The organism is Pontibacter sp. SGAir0037 (genome assembly GCF_005491705.1).
Lineage (GTDB): Bacteria > Bacteroidota > Bacteroidia > Cytophagales > Hymenobacteraceae > Pontibacter.
On the sequence record NZ_CP028092.1, the window covers coordinates 555901 to 574889 of the forward strand.

The window sequence follows — 18989 nt, forward strand, 5'->3', positions numbered from 1 at the left end:
TTAAAGACTATGGAAAGAAACGAAAGATATAACCGTGAAAATGACCGAAACAGGAACCAGGATCGCAGGAACCAGCATGATGACCTGAACGATCACCTGACAAACTATACCGACGATTATAACAGATACGACCAGAGCAACAGCAACCGGGGCGATTACAGGAACCAGGGCAATAGCTATGGCGGACAATCCTATAACCGCGACAGAGAACATAACAGGGAAGACTTCTCTGAATATAAAAACCGCTACAGCAACCGTGGCAATTACTATGGTATGAAAGACCAGAATTACGAATACCGTAATGTCAGAAGCACCGGGGGCAGAGATTCCAACTATACCAATGGTCCTTCATCGGTTGGGTATAATGCAGGTAACCGCTCAGGTTCCGGCAACATAAACAGCAACCAGGATAGAAGCCAGTCGAGCCGTGGGCATGGAGACCGTAATATGGATAGAGACAAGGGCTTTGGCAACGGCTGGAAAGAATCGGACCGTGGCTGGAACAGTTCCAATGAGAGCTATAACAGCCGTGGCGAGCACTACCGTTACGGCGATCCGAACCCGAACATGAACAACGACCGCAATGGCGGCTATGAGCGCACAAGGGGCACCGGCAGGGACTCCGGAGACCGCAGAAGCAGTGGCGGCAGCAACGATATGAACTACAGCCGTTCTTCTTTTGAAAGCCGGGGTGGTTCCGGCAATGTTAGCCGCACAGGCTCAAATTCTAACAGCTATGATCCTTATTCCCGCCAAGACAACAGCTACCGTACTGGTGGTTCCGGCCGAAGAGTAAGCGATTTCAGCATGGACGAAAGCAATAATCCCGGACACAGTACCGATAACCGCCACTTCGATCGTGGCGACTGGGATCACAGCCGCAGCGACAATAACTATGGCCGCGATTTTAAGAACTACGATTCCAGCGACTACGAACTTCGTAAAAACGAGGTAGACAGAGAGCAGCCAAACAGAGACCGTAAAGATAATTATGCAACTGGCAGCTATAGTTCCAACAGAGCTTATTTAGCCGATCATGGTCAGGACAGAGACGAAGATATGTTTGACCACGACAATGATGATTATCCGGGTACCAGCCGACATGGCGACAAGCACAAGTCGGGCCCGAACTGGAACGTTGGCTCCGCTATGAGTGACTATGACAGAAACACCGGCAGAGGCAGATCGCAATAATAGCTGAACTTATTTAAAAACAAAGGCCCGCTGCACTGCAGCGGGCCTTTGTTTTTGATGGAGTAACATCCACTTTATTTTATACAGCCCGTACATATCTTAACTGGCTGCGGAGAGGCACAGCTTTTCTGCCAGATAAAAATCAACCATACTTATAGTTTCATGAACATATTTTATAAATATTTTGGCTATGCCTGCAGTATACTTTTAGTGGCCTTTTCGGCCTGCACCATCAGCAACACAGAAGCAGTAGGAGAACAGGACACCATACTGGATACAGATTGGGTTTTGTTATCGTTTGGTGATGAAACCGTTCCGGTTTTACAGGAAACGCGCAACAGCTTTATACACTTTTCAGAAGGCGACAACAAGATGAATGGCTTTGCAGGGTGTAACAAATTTTTCGGGCGCTATGAATTAAAGGGCAACAGATTAAAAATTTCCGATTTAGGATCAACGCGCATGTCATGCCCGGATATGGAGGCAGAGCGTTATCTGCTTGGCGTGCTTGAGAACGTAACAACTTACAGCATCTCCGGTAATGTGCTTACCTTGTTTAGCGGAAACAACGCCATTGCCACTTTCCAGACTAACCCGGGACCAACCCGAATACAGGAAGAGATGCTGGACCAGAGGTAATTATAAAAAAATAAGAGGTGCAGAAAATAAATGTTACCTCTTATTTTTTTGTAATCATTTAGCTTTCAATGTTGTATATTAAAAACCTAATGTTTATTATAGAATATCCATTAGCATACCCGCCAAACTTCAGATTTACGCCTACACCAAGTCTATAAAATTTCGTAAGAGGAGTAGAAGAAGCCGCTGCTGCTGCAAGTACTGGACCAGAGGCTTTTAAGAAGTTGGAATCTTTGTTGTTCACCCTTAGCTTAACCACTATGTCCGACACCGTAACTACTCCAAAGGAACCCTCTAAAACTGAGAGAAAGTCTAAAACCAATAGTGCCGTTAAATCCTCAAAATCCACCAGTTCAAAATCCACTAAAAAGAAAGCAGGCGAAACTGCAGTTAAAAAAATTTATGTGCTCGATACCTCTGTTATTCTTTACGACCACAGTGCTGTGTCTAATTTTCAGGATAACGATGTAGCCATACCTATTACGGTACTCGAAGAACTGGATAACTTTAAAAAAGGCAACGATATTAAGAACTTCGAAGCGAGAGAGTTCATCCGTTTTATAGATAAGCTGTCGTCGGAGCACCGGCTGCAGGACTGGTTGCCGCTAAATGGCAAAAATAAAGGGCATTTTAAGGTGCTCATGAAAGAAGAGGCGGGCCTGTTTAACGCTACGCAGATCTTTGGCGATAAAAACGATCACCGCATCCTGAATGCAGCTCTGCATCTGCAAATGAAAGAGCCAGAGGCAAAGGTGGTACTCGTAACAAAAGATATAAATCTCCGTCTGAAGGCAAGAGCCCTGAATCTGCCGGCAGAAGATTATGAGACTGGTAAGATATCGGATGTGTCGGATCTGTATACCGGAAACGATACCTTAGAAGATGTTTCATCCAGTGTGGTGAACCAACTCTATGAAAAGGGCCAGTGCGATAGTTCGGATGTGCTGGAAACGCCGCCTGCCGACAATCATTTTTTTATACTGAAAAGCTTTAAAAACTCTGTACTGGCTTACTACAACCAGGCCGAGAACCAACTGGAACGGGTAGATAAGCTAACGGCTTTTGGCATTAAACCACGTAACGCCGAGCAGGCATTTGCCCTGCATGCACTTCTTAACCCGAAAATAAAACTGGTATCTATACAAGGCGTGGCCGGTACGGGTAAAACACTGCTGGCACTGGCCAGTGCCATAGAGCAGCGACGGGAATATAAGCAGATTTACCTGGCGCGCCCCGTGGTGCCGCTCAGCAACAAAGACATTGGTTACCTGCCCGGCGATATCAAATCGAAGCTGAACCCTTACATGGAGCCGCTCTGGGATAACCTGAAGTATATACAGAACCAGTTTGCCGAAACCAGCAAAGAATACCAGAAAATACGCGACATGGTGGATATGGAGAAGCTGATGATTACGCCTTTGGCTTACATTCGGGGCAGAAGCTTATCCAACATCATTTTTATAGTGGATGAGGCACAAAACCTGACTCCGCACGAGGTGAAAACAATTATTTCGAGGGCTGGCGAAAATACAAAGATTGTGTTTACTGGCGACATCTACCAGATCGATACACCGTACCTCGATTCCCAGAGCAATGGCTTGTCATACCTGATAGACCGGGCAAAAAATCACCCGCTTTACGCACATATTACCCTTCAGAAAGGAGAACGCTCTGAGCTAGCCAACCTGGCAAACGAGTTATTATAAAAACACAAGTTAAGGAACTCGCACAGGCTATAGTTGCCCTTTCTGTGAAAGGAAGGGCAACTATAGCCTTTTATCTGGAAGCTCTTTTAGTGCTGTTCTTAACAACCAGCGCTTTAAGCCCGTTTAAACCTGCTGCCATTTCTTCTTCGATCCTCTTTTTTCTCCAGGCGCCTTGCACTAAAGCAAGCGGGTTATTAGCCAGCGGAGTAGTCTGAAGCCAGACAACCTGTGTACTGTCTCCTGCTTTTTCGAGCTGAAAAGCACCTGAAGTCTTGTAGGGAGTACCTTCTATGGTTTGCTCGTAGCGAAGAGATACGGGGCTGTTGCTTTCTACAAAAAGAATAAAGCTGTTGCCGAATTTATCACCGCTCCAGCGGTGCGTGGCTCCTGCTCCGGACCAGGGGCCGCCATACATGTGGATCAGCGAAGGATCGTTGGCTTTGTTCCAGGGAGTCCATAGTTCCCATTGAGTAGGATTATGTATATAGCGGTATACCTGCTCGGGCGTAGCCTCGATAAAAATTGCCTGCCTTACCTCGGTTTGCCTGGGTAAAAAATAATAGGCGTAAGCACTGAGCGCTGCAGCAAGCAAAAGCAGCAACAAAAACAATTTGAGCAGCAGCTTCATATCGTACTTCTGAAAAAATAAGGTTGTAGATTATCCGGACGCTTATAGAAGAAATTACGGCAAGTTATATGTTTGTTTCGGAACTTGTCAAGATGTGCTGCATTTATATTTTTTGCTATTTTTGAGTTAGTTACAGAAGCTGGTTGCTTTATATCTTATATCGAACTATTGTTTCTGCACGTATACAACTGGACTTATAAAACGAAGATATATGCTACAGGAATTAATAAATAAAGGACTTAGATACTCTCAGAATGCTGCCTTTAAAAAGTATGTAGGCAGGGCAGGAGGCGTAATTGCCAAACCACTGAAACTGGCCATGTTGCTTTCTACTGCTTATAATAAAATGGTGGATATCGATAGCACCAAAACCGGTTTTCAGCAGGTAAAAGATATTATGCAGACTTTTATACGACTGGTGAAAGCCTATGCCAATGGCTCTTACCGGAACGTATCCAACAAATCGCTGCTGATTGGCGTGGCCGTTCTGCTATACCTGGTTACACCGCTGGACATAATCCCGGACTTTATTCCGGTGGTAGGTCTGATTGATGATATCAGTATAATGGCTTGGTTTATAGATGCTTTTCAGAAGGAAATTTCTGCTTTCCAGGAGTGGGAGCTGAACCAGGCTATAGAGCCAACAATGGGTACTCTATAAAAAGAACTGCATCTGCAGGTTGAAGAGGCTGCCTTAAAAGGGCAGCCTCTTTTATTTGGGGCCCCTTATGAGCATATAGTAGTCAGGCAACTGATATAATTCAGCAAAAGGCCTGGTTTTTGCCTGACGAGGGAATAATATGTAATTTTAAAGCATCTTAAAGTAAGGCGGCACTACAGAAGGCGTTATGTTTGATAACAAGCTCTGGGTACGATGCCTTGCATCTTATGTCTTTTTTTATCAAACATGATTAGTAAACGTATTATTGCCTTTGTTTTTGCAGCCTGCCTATGCCTGGGCTTTGCCTCGGCGCGCCCTGATGAGGGCATGTGGCTGCCAATGCTTTTAAAGCAGCTGAATGAATCTGACATGCAGAAAAAGGGGATGAAGCTCACTGCAGAAGATATTTACAGCATTAACCAGTCCAGCCTGAAAGATGCCATTGTTTCGTTTGGTGGCTTTTGCACCGGCGAAATGATTTCACCGGAAGGACTTCTGCTGACCAACCACCACTGCGGCTATGGACAGGTGCAGGCGCATAGCACTGTCGAAAACGACTACCTGACCAACGGTTTCTGGGCGATGAACAGAGAGCAGGAGCTGGCAAACCCTGGTCTTACCGCAACTTTTATAGTACGTATGGAAGACGTGACGCAGCAGATACTGCAAGGCATACCAGCCAATGCCCAGGAAGCTGAGCGTGAAGCCATGATTAAGCGTAACATTACCAAAGTTAGCCGAGAGGCCACAGCCGGAACCCATTACCAGGCAGTAATTAAGCCCTTTTTCTATGGCAACGAATACTATATGTATATAACAGAAACGTTCAGAGATGTACGTTTAGTAGGTGCCCCGCCTTCCTCTATAGGTAAGTTTGGGGGCGATACCGATAACTGGATGTGGCCGCGCCATACTGGCGACTTTTCTCTTTTCAGGGTGTATGCCGGACCGGATAACAAGCCAGCCGATTACTCACCTGATAACCAGCCTTACAAACCAAAGCACCATCTGCCAATCTCTATGCGCGGTGTGAACGAAGGTGATTTTACTTTGGTGTTTGGTTTTCCGGGCCGTACCAACGAATACCTTACTTCCCATGCTGTGAAAGAGATTTATGAAGTTTCGAATCCGGCCAAGATTAAAATCAGAGAAACAAAACTCAACATACTGGATAAAGAAATGAAAGCTGCTGATGCGGTACGTATTCAGTATGCAGCCAAGTATGCCAGTATTGCCAACTACTGGAAAAAATGGATTGGCGAGAACCGCGGCATCCGTAAAGCCGATGCCATTGCAAAAAAGCAGGAACTGGAAAAACAATTTGTACAATGGGCGAATGCCGATGCCAGTCACCAGCAAACCTATGGCAGCTTAATGAGCCAGTTTGAGGAGAGCTATAAATCGCTTGATGGCATTACTATTTCCAGAGATTATATACTGGAAGCTGCCCAGGGAGTAGAGCTGGTAAAGTATGCAACTGGCTTTAGCCAGCTGCAGGACATGCTGGATGCGAAAGCAGCTCAGGCAGAGGTGAATGCACAGGTACAGCGTTTGGAGAGAGGTGTAGCTGGTTTTTACAAGAATTATTATGCTCCTGCAGACAAAAAAGTGTTTGTAGCCCTGATGAGCATGTACTACAATGCCATTGATCCGAAAATGCATCCGGAGGCTTTTAAAATGGTGCAGCAACAGTACAAAGGCGACTTTGAAAAGTATGCAGATCATATCTATAGCAAGTCGTTGTTTACTTCGGAGGCTGGTGTTAGAAAAGCTTTAGAAGATATAAAGGCTGGCAAAGGGCAAAACGTGCTGAAAAATGATGCTGGTTTCCAGTTGGCTAAAAGTATAGATTCCTACTACAGAGCGAGTATCCTGCCTACTTACACTCAGGTGGAGGACAAACTGAACCTGCTGTACAGAACCTATGTAGCAGGACTGCGTGAGATGCAACAGGACAGAAAGTTTTATCCTGACGCCAATTCTACCCTGCGTGTAGCGTATGGCATTGTAGAGCCTTACGAACCTTTGGACGGGGTGAAATATAAATATTTCACCACACTGGAAGGTATCATGGAAAAAGTAGCCATGGGAGGCGTGGAAGACTATGTGATTCCTGATAAGCTGAAACAACTATATGAGCAGAAGGATTATGGGCAGTATGGTGTGAATGGCGAGATGCCGGTGGCGTTTATTGCCTCTAACCATACTACAGGCGGTAACTCCGGTAGCCCGGTTATTAACGCTAATGGGCAGCTGCTGGGAGCGAACTTCGACAGAAACTGGGAAGGCACCATGAGCGATATTGTATACAACCCGAACCAGGTGCGCAATATTGCCGTGGATATACGTTACGTGTTGTTTATCATTGATAAATTTGCCGGAGCAGGTCATCTGGTAAACGAAATGACTCTGGTAACAGACGATACATCTGGTTTGCCGCAGGTAGATGCCCGAAGGGCAAACTCCATTGAAGCGGTGCCGGCAAAAAGCAAAAAGAAAAAATCCAGAAAAGCAGAAGCTGTTAACTAGGTAGTATCAGCTCCTGTTTTAACCAGCCCTGCATGAGAAATTATGCAGGGCTTTTTTATTTATGGCTAAGTTTACTTAACCATTTAGTACATTGGGAGTAGTAAGATAAAGAAGCATTTAGTAGAAGGCTTTGTAAAGCTTAAAGCTTGATAAATCCAGTAAAGAGAATATGATAAATGAAAAGGAGCAACCCGAATTTTGGGAGAAAAGCTTTATCGAAAAACAAGAAATGTGGGGCTTCGAACCTTCCGACTCTGCTAAGCTGACAAAGGATTTTTTTGTAGATAAGGGCGTTAAAAATATTCTCATTCCTGGTTTTGGGTATGGTCGGAGCGCGCAAATTTTCAGAGATAATGGAATAAATGTAACCGGAATTGAGATATCTCAAACGGCCATTGAAATGGCAAGGAAGCACTACGGTACAGGCATGACTATTTTTCATGGTTCTGTTACGGATATGCCATTTGATAATGCTCAATACGATGGAATATTTTGCTATGCTTTAATTCATTTGTTGGATAGCACCGAAAGGCAGAAACTAATTCGTGACTGCTATAATCAACTGAAAGAAGGTGGGTACATGGTTTTTACGGCGATTTCAAAAGAGGCGCACACCTATGGCAAGGGCAGGTTGGTGAGCAAAGATAGCTATGAAATATTCGAAGGTGTCCGGATGTATTTTTATGATGAAGAATCAATTCATGCAGAGTTTGATGAAGCCGGATTATTTGAAATTACAGCAATTAACGAGAATTTCCCTTTCTTTTTAGTTAAATGCAGAAAAGGCGGTAACCCATAAGAGAATTGGAGGAGGGCTGTTCTGGATAATCCTGGTAAGAATACTTTGACTTCATCTGTTAATATAGACCTTTAAAAGTTCTGGAACTTTCCGAACATCCACAACCAATTATTAGCTGCAAGCATAAAAGCTGATACTGTACATGATCTTGAGACCTTCTTCAGTTAATAATTTTTTAGGTTACAATGGTGAATAGGAGTAATCTTAGAGCAGTATTAAAATCTTTGCTACATGATTGAGTGGTTATGGGTGTGTTCAAAAAAGTATATAGCAGGTATTTAAAACAAAGCAATAAAAGAGTTGTGTAAACGATCAAAATAATTTAACCTTGATTACTATAAAAGATTAATAAATTTGATTTCTAAGGATTTGATGAAAGTAAAGCGATTCTATGTTTTTATATTTTAGGTAAATAATTATTAATAATTTACTTTATCTTATACTTTTACTGTTTCTATAACACAACCTAACACTTGATGAAGCCAAAGTTCATTTCTATTAGTGAATCAATTATCGAAAAGATAAAATCTGGAGAACTGCAGCCTGGAGACAAAATTCCTTCTGAGAATGAGCTAATCAAAAATTTTCAGGTAAGTAATACCACCGCCCGAAAGAGTTTGCTGGAGATAGAATCCAGGGGCTGGGCGCAACGGATTAAAGGAAAAGGTACTTTTGTGCTTAATCGTACCGAAGACCATCATATATTACGTACACTGGGTTCTATAGACTCAACCAGGAGAGGGTTTAATGAGAGTTTACGGGCAGAAGGTTTCCATCCTAAAAATATAGTATTAGAAAAGACAATCCTGCAGCACGGTGTGTCTTCAGAAATAAGTGGCAAACATTACATAATGGAAGGGCCTGTTCTTAAGATTCATCAGCTCCGCTATGCAGATGATGTTATCATCAAAGATGAAGTCCGATATGTTTCTTTAAGGCTATGTCCTAAAATTAACATGATGCCTACTGATATCTCCTATTTCAAAGTGTATGAAGAAAAGTACCACTTTAAAATAACTGGTATTAAACAGACACTAAGCGCAGCTATATTAAAGCCAGGGGCAGCTGACAATAATTTTGAAACAACTGAACAGATTCCAGTTTTTTTATTGGATGGTGTTGTGCTGAGTCACCCGGAAGTGGTGTTGGAGATTGAGAAATCGTATTACCGGGGCGATAAGTATAAGTTTGCTGTAGTAGCTAATCCCGAGTATAACGATACTTCAGGTAAGTAGAGATTCATCTACATAGAAGCTATGTAAGTTGGAAAAGAGGCTTTCCATTAGTTAGCTTCATTCTCCAATCTTGGCTACTATTTTCTCTTTCAGAAATAACGGAATTGCAAAGATCTAATGAGTTTAAATTATCTTAGTGCGTTAAGTAGCTGTGTTGTAGTGGAAATTTAAATATTGGACTTAGTCAATCATGAACTGTGAAATTATCCAATATTCTACTTTAAAATAGAATATTTCCATTCTGTTTTCTTCCTTAATGTCTTGTGTGATAAATAAATTGTAAATTTTTTTCATAAATCGTTTGCTTTTATTGATTAACATGTCTAATATTGAGTACTCACTTAGTGCGTTAAGAATATGTCTGCAAAAATACGTTGGTTCATCCTGATACTTGTTTTTATAGCTACTGGTCTGAATTTTCTGGACAGGCAGGTTTTGTCTATGACCATTATAAAAATTCAGGATGAATTTAACATTGATGATGTGCAGTACGGCATGGTGAACACAAGCTTTTTGATCAGTTATGCTTTGATGTTTACTATAGGGGGAAGATTGATTGATAAAATAGGAGGTAAGGCTGGTTTGGCTTTATCTGTTGGTGTCTGGTCGATAGCAAACAGCTTGCACGGTATCATGACTAGCTTTCATCAACTGGTTGCCTTCAGATTTTTACTGGGTGTAGGAGAAGGTGGGTGTTTTCCTGGAGCGGCTAAAACAGTATATGAGTGGTTTGGTAAGAAGGAGCGTGCGTTGGCAAATGGTATAGCTATAGGAGGCTCTGCTGTTGGTGCTGTACTTGCGCCGCCTGTTACCATTTGGATTTCCAATAGCTTAGGCTGGCGCTGGAGTTTTGCACTGCCAGGTCTTATTGGCTTGGTGTGGGTTGCGGTTTGGATGCTGCTGCCGTGGCGTAAAAAGAAGAACAAACCAGGAAAAGAAGTAAGTGTAGCGGTAGCTGAAGATGTGCCTTCCATACCTTTTATAAAGCTTTTAAAAAATAAGGACGCCTTTATTTTTGTGTTAATCCGTTTTTTACTGGATCCTGTTTTCTATTTCCTGATGTTTTGGGTGCCTAAGTACCTGAACGAAGAAAGAGGCGTGTCTTTTGAAAGGATAGGTGAGCTGTTCTGGATTCCTTTTCTGGCGCTTGGCCTGTCAAATATCGCTGGTGGCTGGTTCTCCGACAAACTTATATCCAAGAATATGTCTGTAAACAAAGCACGCAAAATGGCTATGGGTATGGCAGCTGCCATAACAATGGTTGCACCCTTTATCGCCTGGGTTTCTTCTGTTGAAGTGGCTATTTTTTTAATGGCTGTTATGATGCTGGCTCATGGTATCTGGATTACCAATTATATTACAGCTATCTCGGATGTTTTTGGTAAATACGCTACTTCTACCGTGGTAGGTTTATCTGGTACAGCTGGCGCAGTATCTGGTTTAATCATTAATCCTTTTATGGGTATGATTATTCAAAACCATTCTTATGCCCCGCTTTGGGTAGTTTCGGGCATTATGTATCCTCTGGCATTTGTGTTGCTCATCGTTTTTATTCCGAAGCTAAAGCCAATGGAATTACCAATCCCTTCAAAAGTGAAAAGCTACAGTTGAGGGTGTTGCACATTTTTTTATATAAATAGTTAGTGCGTTAAGTTTTTTTATAGACAATCATTGTGAAGTTAGACTAGGCAATTCTGATAAGTTTAGAAAGTTTTAAATCAGTTTTTATTTTTTTTATATATGTGTGATTGATCACTCTATATTAAGTTCTTTTATTTAATGCATAGTGTCTATGTATTAACAGCCATTGAATAACTAAAACACATACATATGAGACACTTTTTATACAACCTATTATCACTAAAGTTGATATGTGTCATGCTAAGTTTGATCTTATGCATCAATACTATAGCGGCAGCACAGACAGTTGAGGTAATCAACGTTAGTGGAACCATCACAGGGGCTGAGGATGGTAGCCCTTTAATTGGAGCCAACGTAGTGGAAAAAGGAACAAGCAATGGTGCTACCACAGATGTGCAAGGCAAATTTAAGCTCTCTGTGCCCGCCAATGCCACTCTTGTAGTCACGTATCTGGGTTACCAGGTGAAAGAAGTAAGCGTAAATAACCAGACCAGCATTAATGTGTCGTTGGTGGCAGATGAAAAGCAGTTAAAGGAAGTGGTGGTTATCGGTTACGGTACAGCAGATCGAGCTGATGTAACAGGTTCTATCCAGGAAGTGAGAATGCCTGATCTGGCAAAAGCACCTGTTAAATCTTTCGATGAGGCATTGGCGGGTCGTGTGGCTGGTGTTACCGTATCGAGTAACGACGGGCAGCCTGGTTCCAATAATAACATTGTTATCCGTGGGGTAGGGTCCATTACTGGTTCTACAGCTCCCTTGTATGTGATAGACGGATTTCCAATGGAAGATTCCTATGCCAATACATTGAATCCAAGTGATATCGAATCTATTACTATATTGAAAGATGCATCTGCAACCGCTATCTATGGGGCGAGAGGTGCTAATGGTGTGGTAATTATTACAACCAAGCGTGGTACCAAAGGAGCACCTGTGGTTACTTACAATGCTTACTATGGCTTTTCCGAAAACCCGAAGCCGCTTGCATTAATGAATGCGTATGACTTTGTGAAATATCAGAGTGAGCTGAATCCGGATTATACAGAAAGGGTTTATTTTAAAGATGGTAAAACGCTGGAAGATTACAGAAATGTAGAGAGTATCGACCTGCAGGACCAAATGTACCAGAGGTCACCTATACAGAACCACGAAATATCTGTAAGAGGCGGCACAGAAAATACTTCTTATTCAGTATCCGGTAACGTGATCGATCAGCAGGGTATTGCTATCAACTCGGGGTTCAAACGCTATCAGGGCAGAATTACACTGGACCAGAATCTTAACAAGAAAATTAAGGTTGGAGCCGACCTGACCTATAGCAGCGAGAAGACCTATGGTGCCGTTATGACGCAATCTTCTTCTAACTCTTTTACTTATGCTAATTTAAGTTTGCTGTATTCTGTATGGGGATTCCGGCCTGTAGCTGGTGTAGGAGAGCTGCTCGTAGATGAGCTTTTTGATCCTTCGATGCCTGAAACCGATTTCAGGGTAAACCCGATCTTATCCGCGCAAAATGAGCTGCGCGAAACAAAGGTGAATAACTTCAGGGCAAATAGTTACCTGGATTATGCTATTACTCCTAATCTTACCTTAAGAGTGGCTGGCGGTGTTACAAACATCGTGGTAGAAAGACAAGGCTTCTTTAATTCTCTTACCACTGCGGGCAATAGCAGAAGAGACCAAAAGCAAAATGGGTTTGTTTATTACAGGCCTGTCAGCAATTGGAATAATACGAATACCTTAACTTATAAAAAGACTTTTAATAAAGCACATAGCCTGAACCTGGTGGCAGGTACTGCTATTCAGAAGCAGTCGGATGGGGAGTATGGTTTCTCTGCGATTCAGGTACTGAACGAAGGTACTGGCGTAGACGGTTTAGATGAAGCTGCCTCAAATTTTGGTACCTCCGGAAGCTCCCGCTGGTCTTTAGCATCTTTATTAGGCCGAGCAAATTATAGCTATAAATCAAAGTATGTGTTTACTGCTTCCGCCAGGTATGACGGATCTTCTAAATTCGCGCCCGGAAATCGCTGGGGATTTTTTCCTTCAGCGGCCATTGCCTGGCGAATGTCTGAAGAAGGGTTTATTAAAAACCTGGGTTTTATATCAGATGCTAAACTACGCATAAGTTACGGTACTACAGGTAACAACCGCATCTCTGATTTTGCTTACCTGTCTACACTTTCTATTCCCAGGTTTGGTGGCTACTCGTTTAACAATGCAGAGCCAACCAGAGGTGCTCTCCTGGAAAATTTTGGTAATCCAAACTTGAAATGGGAAACAACTATTCAGTCTAATATTGGCTACGACCTGTCAATGTTTAACGATAGGGTGAGTATAGCTGCTGATGTTTACCGGAAAACAACAGATGATGTATTATTAAATGCAAACCTGCCTTACTCCACAGGTTTAACAACTATAAGCGATGTGGCAACTGCCTTTAAGAACATCGGTAAGATTCAGAACCAGGGCCTGGAGTTAACTTTAAATACGGTTAATATTCATAAGAATGATTTCGAGTGGACAACAAACTTTAACATCAGCTTTAATCAGAATAAAGTGCTGGAACTGAACGAGGGGCAAACAGCTTTGCTGCAAAACGTGAGCTTCGACACCGATTTCCGCAATACCAGCCCTTACATTGCACAGCTTGGGCAGCCCATCGGCCAGATCTATGGCCTGATCTGGGATGGCGTATATCAGTACGACGATTTTGATATGCTACTGGGCCAGTATGTGTTAAAAGACAATGTTCCTACAAATGGTCAGCCAAGAGCTAATATCCAGCCTGGCGACATCAAGTACAGAGATATAAACGGTGACCTGGTGGTAAATGAAATGGACTTTACTGTAATTGGCAGAGGTATTCCAATTCACACAGGTGGTTTTTCCAACAACTTTGCCTATAAAGGTTTCGACCTGAACGTGTTCTTTCAGTGGTCTTATGGCAACGACCTGATCAATGCTAACAGATTGTTCTTTGAAGGAAATGCGAAACGGGTGGTGGCGCTTAACCAATATGCAGCCTATGCAGATCGTTGGAGCCCGGAAAACCCAAGCAATACCCAATTCAGAACAGCTGGCAAAAAAGATACTTACTATACCAGCAGAGAAGTGGAAGACGGTTCTTTCCTGAGGCTGAAAACAGTTTCATTAGGCTATAACTTTAACCAGGCCCTGCTAAACCGAATAAAAATGAAGAGCCTTCGGGTATATGTTTCGGCACAAAACCTGCACACTTGGTCAAATTATTCGGGATCTAACCCAGATGTTTCTACCCGTCACTCTGCTCTGACACCTGGTTTCGACTTTGCTTCTTATCCGTTGGCGCGAACCATGACTTTTGGCTTAACTACCACCTTTTAATCTAATGACCAGCCATATGAAAATTAGAAATTATTTATTTGCTATAATGATAGGTATAGGTAGTACTTCCTGCGAAGACTTCCTCGATACAGAGCCTACCAATTTTATTGCCCCTACTTATACTTCTATTGCAGAATTAGAAACAGGTTTAGCCGGCGTTTACGATGTGCTCGGAAGCCAGGCGATGTATGGCGATGTAATTCCGTACTGGCTCAATGTAAGTACCGATCTGGAATACACAAATACCGGCCAGTTAAATACGACAGCTTACATTTATACACCTGCTGATGCACAGATCACCAACTTCTGGAAAACGCTTTACCAGGGAATATACCGCGCTAACCTGGTGCTGGCAAGAGTCGATAACCCGGATCTGGATCAGACAGCTCTGAACAAGATAAAAGGGCAGGCATTGTTTCTTAGAGCGTATTATTACTTCCTGCTGGTGAGCAATTTTGGCGATGTGCCGCTACAATTAACAGATAAGCCCGATATCAATAATGTAAATGTTCCCCGTACTCCTGCAAAAGAAGTGTATGAGCAGATTATAAAAGATATGACTGAAGCAGAGGGATTAGTGGAGGAAGCTGCTAACCTGAGTGGGGGAGGCCGTGTATCCAGATCAGCTGTGCAGGGAATATTAGCCAGGGTATGCCTTACTATGGCTGGCAGCCCGGTGAATGATAAATCAAAGTATGCAGAAGCATTAAAATGGGCAACAAAAGTGAAGGAGTCAGGAATGCATGCGCTCAATCCGGACTATAGTAGTGTGTTCATTAAATACGCCAAAGATGAGTATGATATCAGGGAAAGCATCTGGGAAGTAGAATTCTATGGCCTGTTATCTGCAGGTTTGCAGGAGTATACCTACTATGTGGGTGTGCGAGGAGGTATCAGAAGCAGCGACCCGGAGTTAGGACGCAGTAACGGGCAGGTGCTGGCTACAAAGAAGCTGTATGATTTGTATGAGAGCATTTGTACGGAATGCTATACAATCAGTTCCCCTGATATGCGCAGAGACTGGAATATTGCTACTTTCACCTACGCCGGCACTCCTGGCGTTAGAACACCTAATCCGGATTTGTGGAGAAGAACAATGGGAAAATGGAGGAGAGAGTATGAGGCTCTTTCTCCGAAGGATGCGTCTGTTTCTGCTCAGAACTTCCCGATCCTCAGATACTCAGATGTATTACTGATGCTAGCTGAAGCAGAAAATGAGGTAAACGGACCAACTGCCATCGCCTATGATGCCATTAATGAAGTGCGAAGAAGAGGGTATGGTGTTCTGAATGAAGGAAATAAACCGATCAAAATTATTGGATTAACCAATCGTGGAGCCGGATATACGCTTGCACCTGATGTATACATAAATGGGGTTAATGCAACTGCAAGCGGTAGGGCAACAGCCTATTTATCAATGTCTGTAGATACGCAGGGACAGGTAGCCTCTGTATATTATGAACCTAAACCAGGTGAATTTGCCTCCGGTTATGCTGCTCCTCCTACTATTACGTTGGTTGCCAAGGCCGGAGATGCGGGTAGTGGGGCAACAGCAGTAGCTACACTAACAGAACAGGCCGATGCAGACCTGCAGGCTGGTTTAAGTAAAGATGAGTTTTTTCAGGTGGTGAAAGATGAGAGGGCAAGAGAACTTTGCTTCGAAACTGCTAGAAGGCCAGACCTGATCCGCTGGGGTAATTTTGTAGGTGATATGAAGAATTACATGACCTGGGCGCTTGCGAATGGTGCCGCACAGGGACACGTGCTGGCACAAACGAACGTGGCTGAAAGAAACACGCTGCTGCCAATCCCAACTTACGATATGTCTTTAAACAAGGCGCTTACACAAAATCCAGGATATTAATTATTTGAACAATCATGAAGAGAATATATATAACATTACTGGCAGCTCTTGCTTTGGTTTCCTGTGAAAAAGAGATTGAAGTAGCAGCACCTGATTTCGATGTTCAGGTAGAAAAGCACACGTACCAGGTAGGGGAGCAGGTTAATTTTGCCTTTAGAGGATATGCCGGCAATATTACTTTTTACTCAGGTGTGCCAGGCTCAGATTACAACTTCCGCGAACGTACTGCTATTGCCGGTGGTGTTCCGCAGATTGATGTAACAACACAGTATGGTGGAGGCGGTACCCAGACAAATTCATTAAGGTTAATGGTGAGTAGTAATGTGCAGGCCATGACAAAAGAAGGAGTGATGGCCGCCAGTTGGACAGACATTACAGACAGAGCTGCCATTGCGCCCAATACAACTGTTACCCCTTCCGGAACAATGGATGTTTCGGATCTGGTAGAGACAGGAAAGCCGCTTTTCTTTGCCTTTAAATTTGTTGGAGCAACTGATCCTGACAAAGCTGCCGGTAACTGGATTATTCCCGCATTTAATGCCAAAACCTTATTGCCTGACGGAACTGCTATACCTGTGGCTACTTTGCAGACTTCCAGTTGGCAACCTTTTAGTATGAAAAACGATGACAATGCCTGGTATTCGAGAGGTACTCCTATTGTGGACCTGGTAATTATCGGAGGAGGTAAAAACGCACCGGAAAGCGAAGACTGGTATGTAAGTAAACCACTGTTCTTTACAAAAGTACCGCCAGACACAGGTGTTCCCATCCAAAATATAGGTAGCAATGCATTAAGCAGTTATTCTTATGTATATACCACTCCAGGAACTTATATGGTTACTTTCTTAGCGTCCAATAACAGTGTGGATGACCATAAGGCGGTTGTAAGGCAAATAGAAATCGAAGTAACGGAATAAACAAAGTATAAGCTGCTATAAAAAAACTGCTAGATGATGTTATATGGGTGCTATTTATAAAAAAAGAGTTAAATGTTTTATAATTTAAACTTAGTGCGTTAACTTGTGCTAATGAAATACTTTATGTTGTAGTTGTAGGGTATGCTCACCTAAAGATATATAGGTGAGCAACTAAAGTAACAGGATGAAGAGAAATCTATTGTTTTCTAAACGTTAGTGCGTTAAGATTTAAGAAGAATAGTTAAACTTAAGAATATGAATCAATTTGAAGAATCAGCTATAGCTGAGCCAGTTGTGCTTGCTAAGTCTGCTCCGGTTATTAAGAGAAGAGTGGAGACTACACCCAGAATAGGTGTTTTTGGAGTAGGATATGCCAAGTATTGGGAGCAGTTTGAAGGACTTTATGACCAGATGCTGGAAAAGCAGGAGGTGTTTTTAGGGAAGGTGAAGATGAACCAGGTAGAAGTTGTAGACTTTGGCATGGTTGACGATGTGACAAGTGCCTATGAACTGTTGCCAAAGCTGAAAGCAGCTAATCTAGATCTGATTTTCTGTGACATGCTTACTTATGCCACTTCCAGTACTTTTGGTATTATTATCAAAAGTATGGATGTACCGGTGGTACTGGTGGCACTGCAGCCTGATAAAGCGCTTGATTATAGCAAGGCTTCTACGCATCAGCAACTATACAACGACGATATCTGCTCTTTACCTGAGTTTACAGGTGTTGCAGTAAGAATGGGAAAGAAAGTACCGGATGTAATAATCGGTACATTGCACGACGATCCGGCTGCAGAGGCTGAAATAGCGGAATATTGTAACATAGCCCGTGTGCTGCATGATCTGAAAACAGCCAGAATCGGGCATATCGGTCACCCGATAGAAGCCATGCTGGATATGCACTCGGATGCTACCATGCTTACAGCCCATTTCGGTGTGCATATTGTGCAGTGCGAGGCGCACGAGATCGTGAAAAAATACCGCCAGGTAAAAGAGGGTGCTGTGGACGCAGAAAAAGAGCGTATATTAGATTTTTTCGATACACCAGACCCAGTTTCCGATCCAATTTCTGAGAAGCTGCGAGATACCGATTTGGAAGTAGCGGCACGTGTATCGGTGGCGCTGGAAGAGTTTGTAGATGATAAAAAGCTAACCGGATTAGCTTATTATTATGAAGGAGAAGAAAACAGTGATACCCGCATGGTGATGACGAACCTGATCGTAGGTAATTCCCTGTTAACCGGAGCTGGCTTCCCGATGTGTGGTGAGTCTGACCTGAAATGCTGCATTGCCATGCTGATAATGGAGCGATTAGGTATTGGTGGCAGCTTTGCTGAATTTCATCCGGTAGATTTTAAAGAGAACTTTATACTGGTTGGCCACGATGGCCCCCATAATGTGACTATAGCGCAGGGCAAGCCGGTGCTAAGAAGTCTGAAGAAATACCATGGCAAGCCTGGGTTTGGTGCTGGCGTGGAATTTAAGATCAAAGAAGGACCCATCACGATGCTTAGTATCACTTCTACGCACGATGGTAAATTTAAATTCGTGATTGCAGAAGGCACATCTGTTGAAGGCCCGATTCCGCCAACAGGTAATACAAATACAAGAGGATATTTTAAACCTGATGTACGCACGTTTTTAAAGAAATGGGTAAAAGAAGGTCCAACGCACCACTTTGCTTTAGGTGTTGGTCATCATGCCCAAACCATTAAGAAAATAGGGGATTATCTTAATATTGAAGCAGTAATAGTTGAGTAGTACACAGATATGAGAAGTGCGGTGAAGTTTTTCTTTTTGCTAATGTGCT

At 43.0% G+C, this 18989-nt stretch carries 13 protein-coding genes; 12 read left to right on the forward strand and 1 reads right to left on the reverse strand.

The features are described from left to right. The first annotated feature begins 9 nt into the window (after nt 1–9). The 3 genes from C1N53_RS02285 (at nt 10) to C1N53_RS02295 (ending at nt 3539) form a co-directional block, all read left to right on the forward strand. A complete protein-coding gene (locus C1N53_RS02285) occupies nt 10–1194 on the forward strand; it encodes a hypothetical protein (protein WP_137757786.1) in 1185 nt (394 codons plus the stop codon). 162 nt (nt 1195–1356) lie between these two features. Continuing rightward, entirely contained in the window at nt 1357–1833 is a 477-nt protein-coding gene (locus C1N53_RS02290) for an META domain-containing protein (protein ID WP_137757787.1), read from the forward strand. 260 nt (nt 1834–2093) lie between these two features. Next, nucleotides 2094–3539 carry a PhoH family protein gene (locus C1N53_RS02295; protein WP_137757788.1) on the forward strand — a complete coding sequence of 482 codons (1446 nt, stop codon included), beginning with the start codon at nt 2094–2096 and terminating at the stop codon, nt 3537–3539. Between the two features lie 70 nt (nt 3540–3609). Here C1N53_RS02295 and C1N53_RS02300 read toward each other — a convergent pair whose 3' ends face one another. After that, entirely contained in the window at nt 3610–4167 is a 558-nt protein-coding gene (locus tag C1N53_RS02300) for an SRPBCC family protein (protein WP_137757789.1), read from the reverse strand. Nucleotides 4168–4378: 211 nt separating this feature from the next. Between C1N53_RS02300 and C1N53_RS02305 the strand changes: the two genes are divergently transcribed. From C1N53_RS02305 to C1N53_RS02345, 9 genes are all read left to right on the forward strand, one after another. Beyond that, nucleotides 4379–4828: a YkvA family protein gene (locus C1N53_RS02305; RefSeq protein ID WP_137757790.1), complete on the forward strand. Its 450-nt coding sequence runs from the start codon at nt 4379–4381 to the stop codon at nt 4826–4828. A gap of 246 nt (nt 4829–5074) precedes the next feature. Then, nucleotides 5075–7357, forward strand: a complete 2283-nt coding sequence (locus C1N53_RS02310; RefSeq protein ID WP_137757791.1) for a S46 family peptidase — start codon at nt 5075–5077, stop codon at nt 7355–7357. Nucleotides 7358–7526: 169 nt separating this feature from the next. Continuing rightward, nucleotides 7527–8156: a bifunctional 2-polyprenyl-6-hydroxyphenol methylase/3-demethylubiquinol 3-O-methyltransferase UbiG gene (locus C1N53_RS02315; protein WP_137757792.1), complete on the forward strand. Its 630-nt coding sequence runs from the start codon at nt 7527–7529 to the stop codon at nt 8154–8156. A gap of 476 nt (nt 8157–8632) precedes the next feature. Further along, the gene (locus C1N53_RS02320; RefSeq protein WP_137757793.1) at nt 8633–9391 is read left to right on the forward strand and encodes a GntR family transcriptional regulator; all 759 of its coding nucleotides are present in this window, start codon (nt 8633–8635) and stop codon (nt 9389–9391) included. A gap of 357 nt (nt 9392–9748) precedes the next feature. Next, entirely contained in the window at nt 9749–11002 is a 1254-nt protein-coding gene (locus C1N53_RS02325) for an MFS transporter (protein ID WP_137757794.1), read from the forward strand. Between the two features lie 267 nt (nt 11003–11269). Beyond that, complete coding sequence (locus C1N53_RS02330; RefSeq protein WP_137757795.1) at nt 11270–14398, forward strand: TonB-dependent receptor; 3129 nt, start codon at nt 11270–11272, stop codon at nt 14396–14398. A 16-nt stretch (nt 14399–14414) separates the two neighbouring features. Further along, nucleotides 14415–16262, forward strand: a complete 1848-nt coding sequence (locus C1N53_RS02335) for a RagB/SusD family nutrient uptake outer membrane protein (RefSeq protein ID WP_168193937.1) — start codon at nt 14415–14417, stop codon at nt 16260–16262. A 14-nt stretch (nt 16263–16276) separates the two neighbouring features. After that, entirely contained in the window at nt 16277–17179 is a 903-nt protein-coding gene (locus C1N53_RS02340; RefSeq protein ID WP_137757797.1) for a DUF5017 domain-containing protein, read from the forward strand. A 255-nt stretch (nt 17180–17434) separates the two neighbouring features. Next, nucleotides 17435–18940 carry an L-fucose/L-arabinose isomerase family protein gene (locus tag C1N53_RS02345; protein WP_137757798.1) on the forward strand — a complete coding sequence of 502 codons (1506 nt, stop codon included), beginning with the start codon at nt 17435–17437 and terminating at the stop codon, nt 18938–18940. Nucleotides 18941–18989: the final 49 nt, after the last annotated feature.

Bases quoted from the DNA above. Each gene is read 5' to 3' on its own strand.
- C1N53_RS02305 (WP_137757790.1), top strand. From the start codon at position 4,379: ATGCTACAGGAATTAATAAATAAAGGACTTAGATACTCTCAGAATGCT.
- C1N53_RS02340 (WP_137757797.1), top strand. From the start codon at position 16,277: ATGAAGAGAATATATATAACATTACTGGCAGCTCTTGCTTTGGTTTCC.
- C1N53_RS02330 (WP_137757795.1), top strand. From the start codon at position 11,270: ATGCTAAGTTTGATCTTATGCATCAATACTATAGCGGCAGCACAGACA.
- C1N53_RS02315 (WP_137757792.1), top strand. From the start codon at position 7,527: ATGATAAATGAAAAGGAGCAACCCGAATTTTGGGAGAAAAGCTTTATC.
- C1N53_RS02335 (WP_168193937.1), top strand. From the start codon at position 14,415: ATGAAAATTAGAAATTATTTATTTGCTATAATGATAGGTATAGGTAGT.
- C1N53_RS02325 (WP_137757794.1), top strand. From the start codon at position 9,749: ATGTCTGCAAAAATACGTTGGTTCATCCTGATACTTGTTTTTATAGCT.
- C1N53_RS02310 (WP_137757791.1), top strand. From the start codon at position 5,075: ATGATTAGTAAACGTATTATTGCCTTTGTTTTTGCAGCCTGCCTATGC.
- C1N53_RS02290 (WP_137757787.1), top strand. From the start codon at position 1,357: ATGAACATATTTTATAAATATTTTGGCTATGCCTGCAGTATACTTTTA.
- C1N53_RS02285 (WP_137757786.1), top strand. From the start codon at position 10: ATGGAAAGAAACGAAAGATATAACCGTGAAAATGACCGAAACAGGAAC.
- C1N53_RS02300 (WP_137757789.1), bottom strand. From the start codon at position 4,167: ATGAAGCTGCTGCTCAAATTGTTTTTGTTGCTGCTTTTGCTTGCTGCA.
- C1N53_RS02320 (WP_137757793.1), top strand. From the start codon at position 8,633: ATGAAGCCAAAGTTCATTTCTATTAGTGAATCAATTATCGAAAAGATA.
- C1N53_RS02295 (WP_137757788.1), top strand. From the start codon at position 2,094: ATGTCCGACACCGTAACTACTCCAAAGGAACCCTCTAAAACTGAGAGA.
- C1N53_RS02345 (WP_137757798.1), top strand. From the start codon at position 17,435: ATGAATCAATTTGAAGAATCAGCTATAGCTGAGCCAGTTGTGCTTGCT.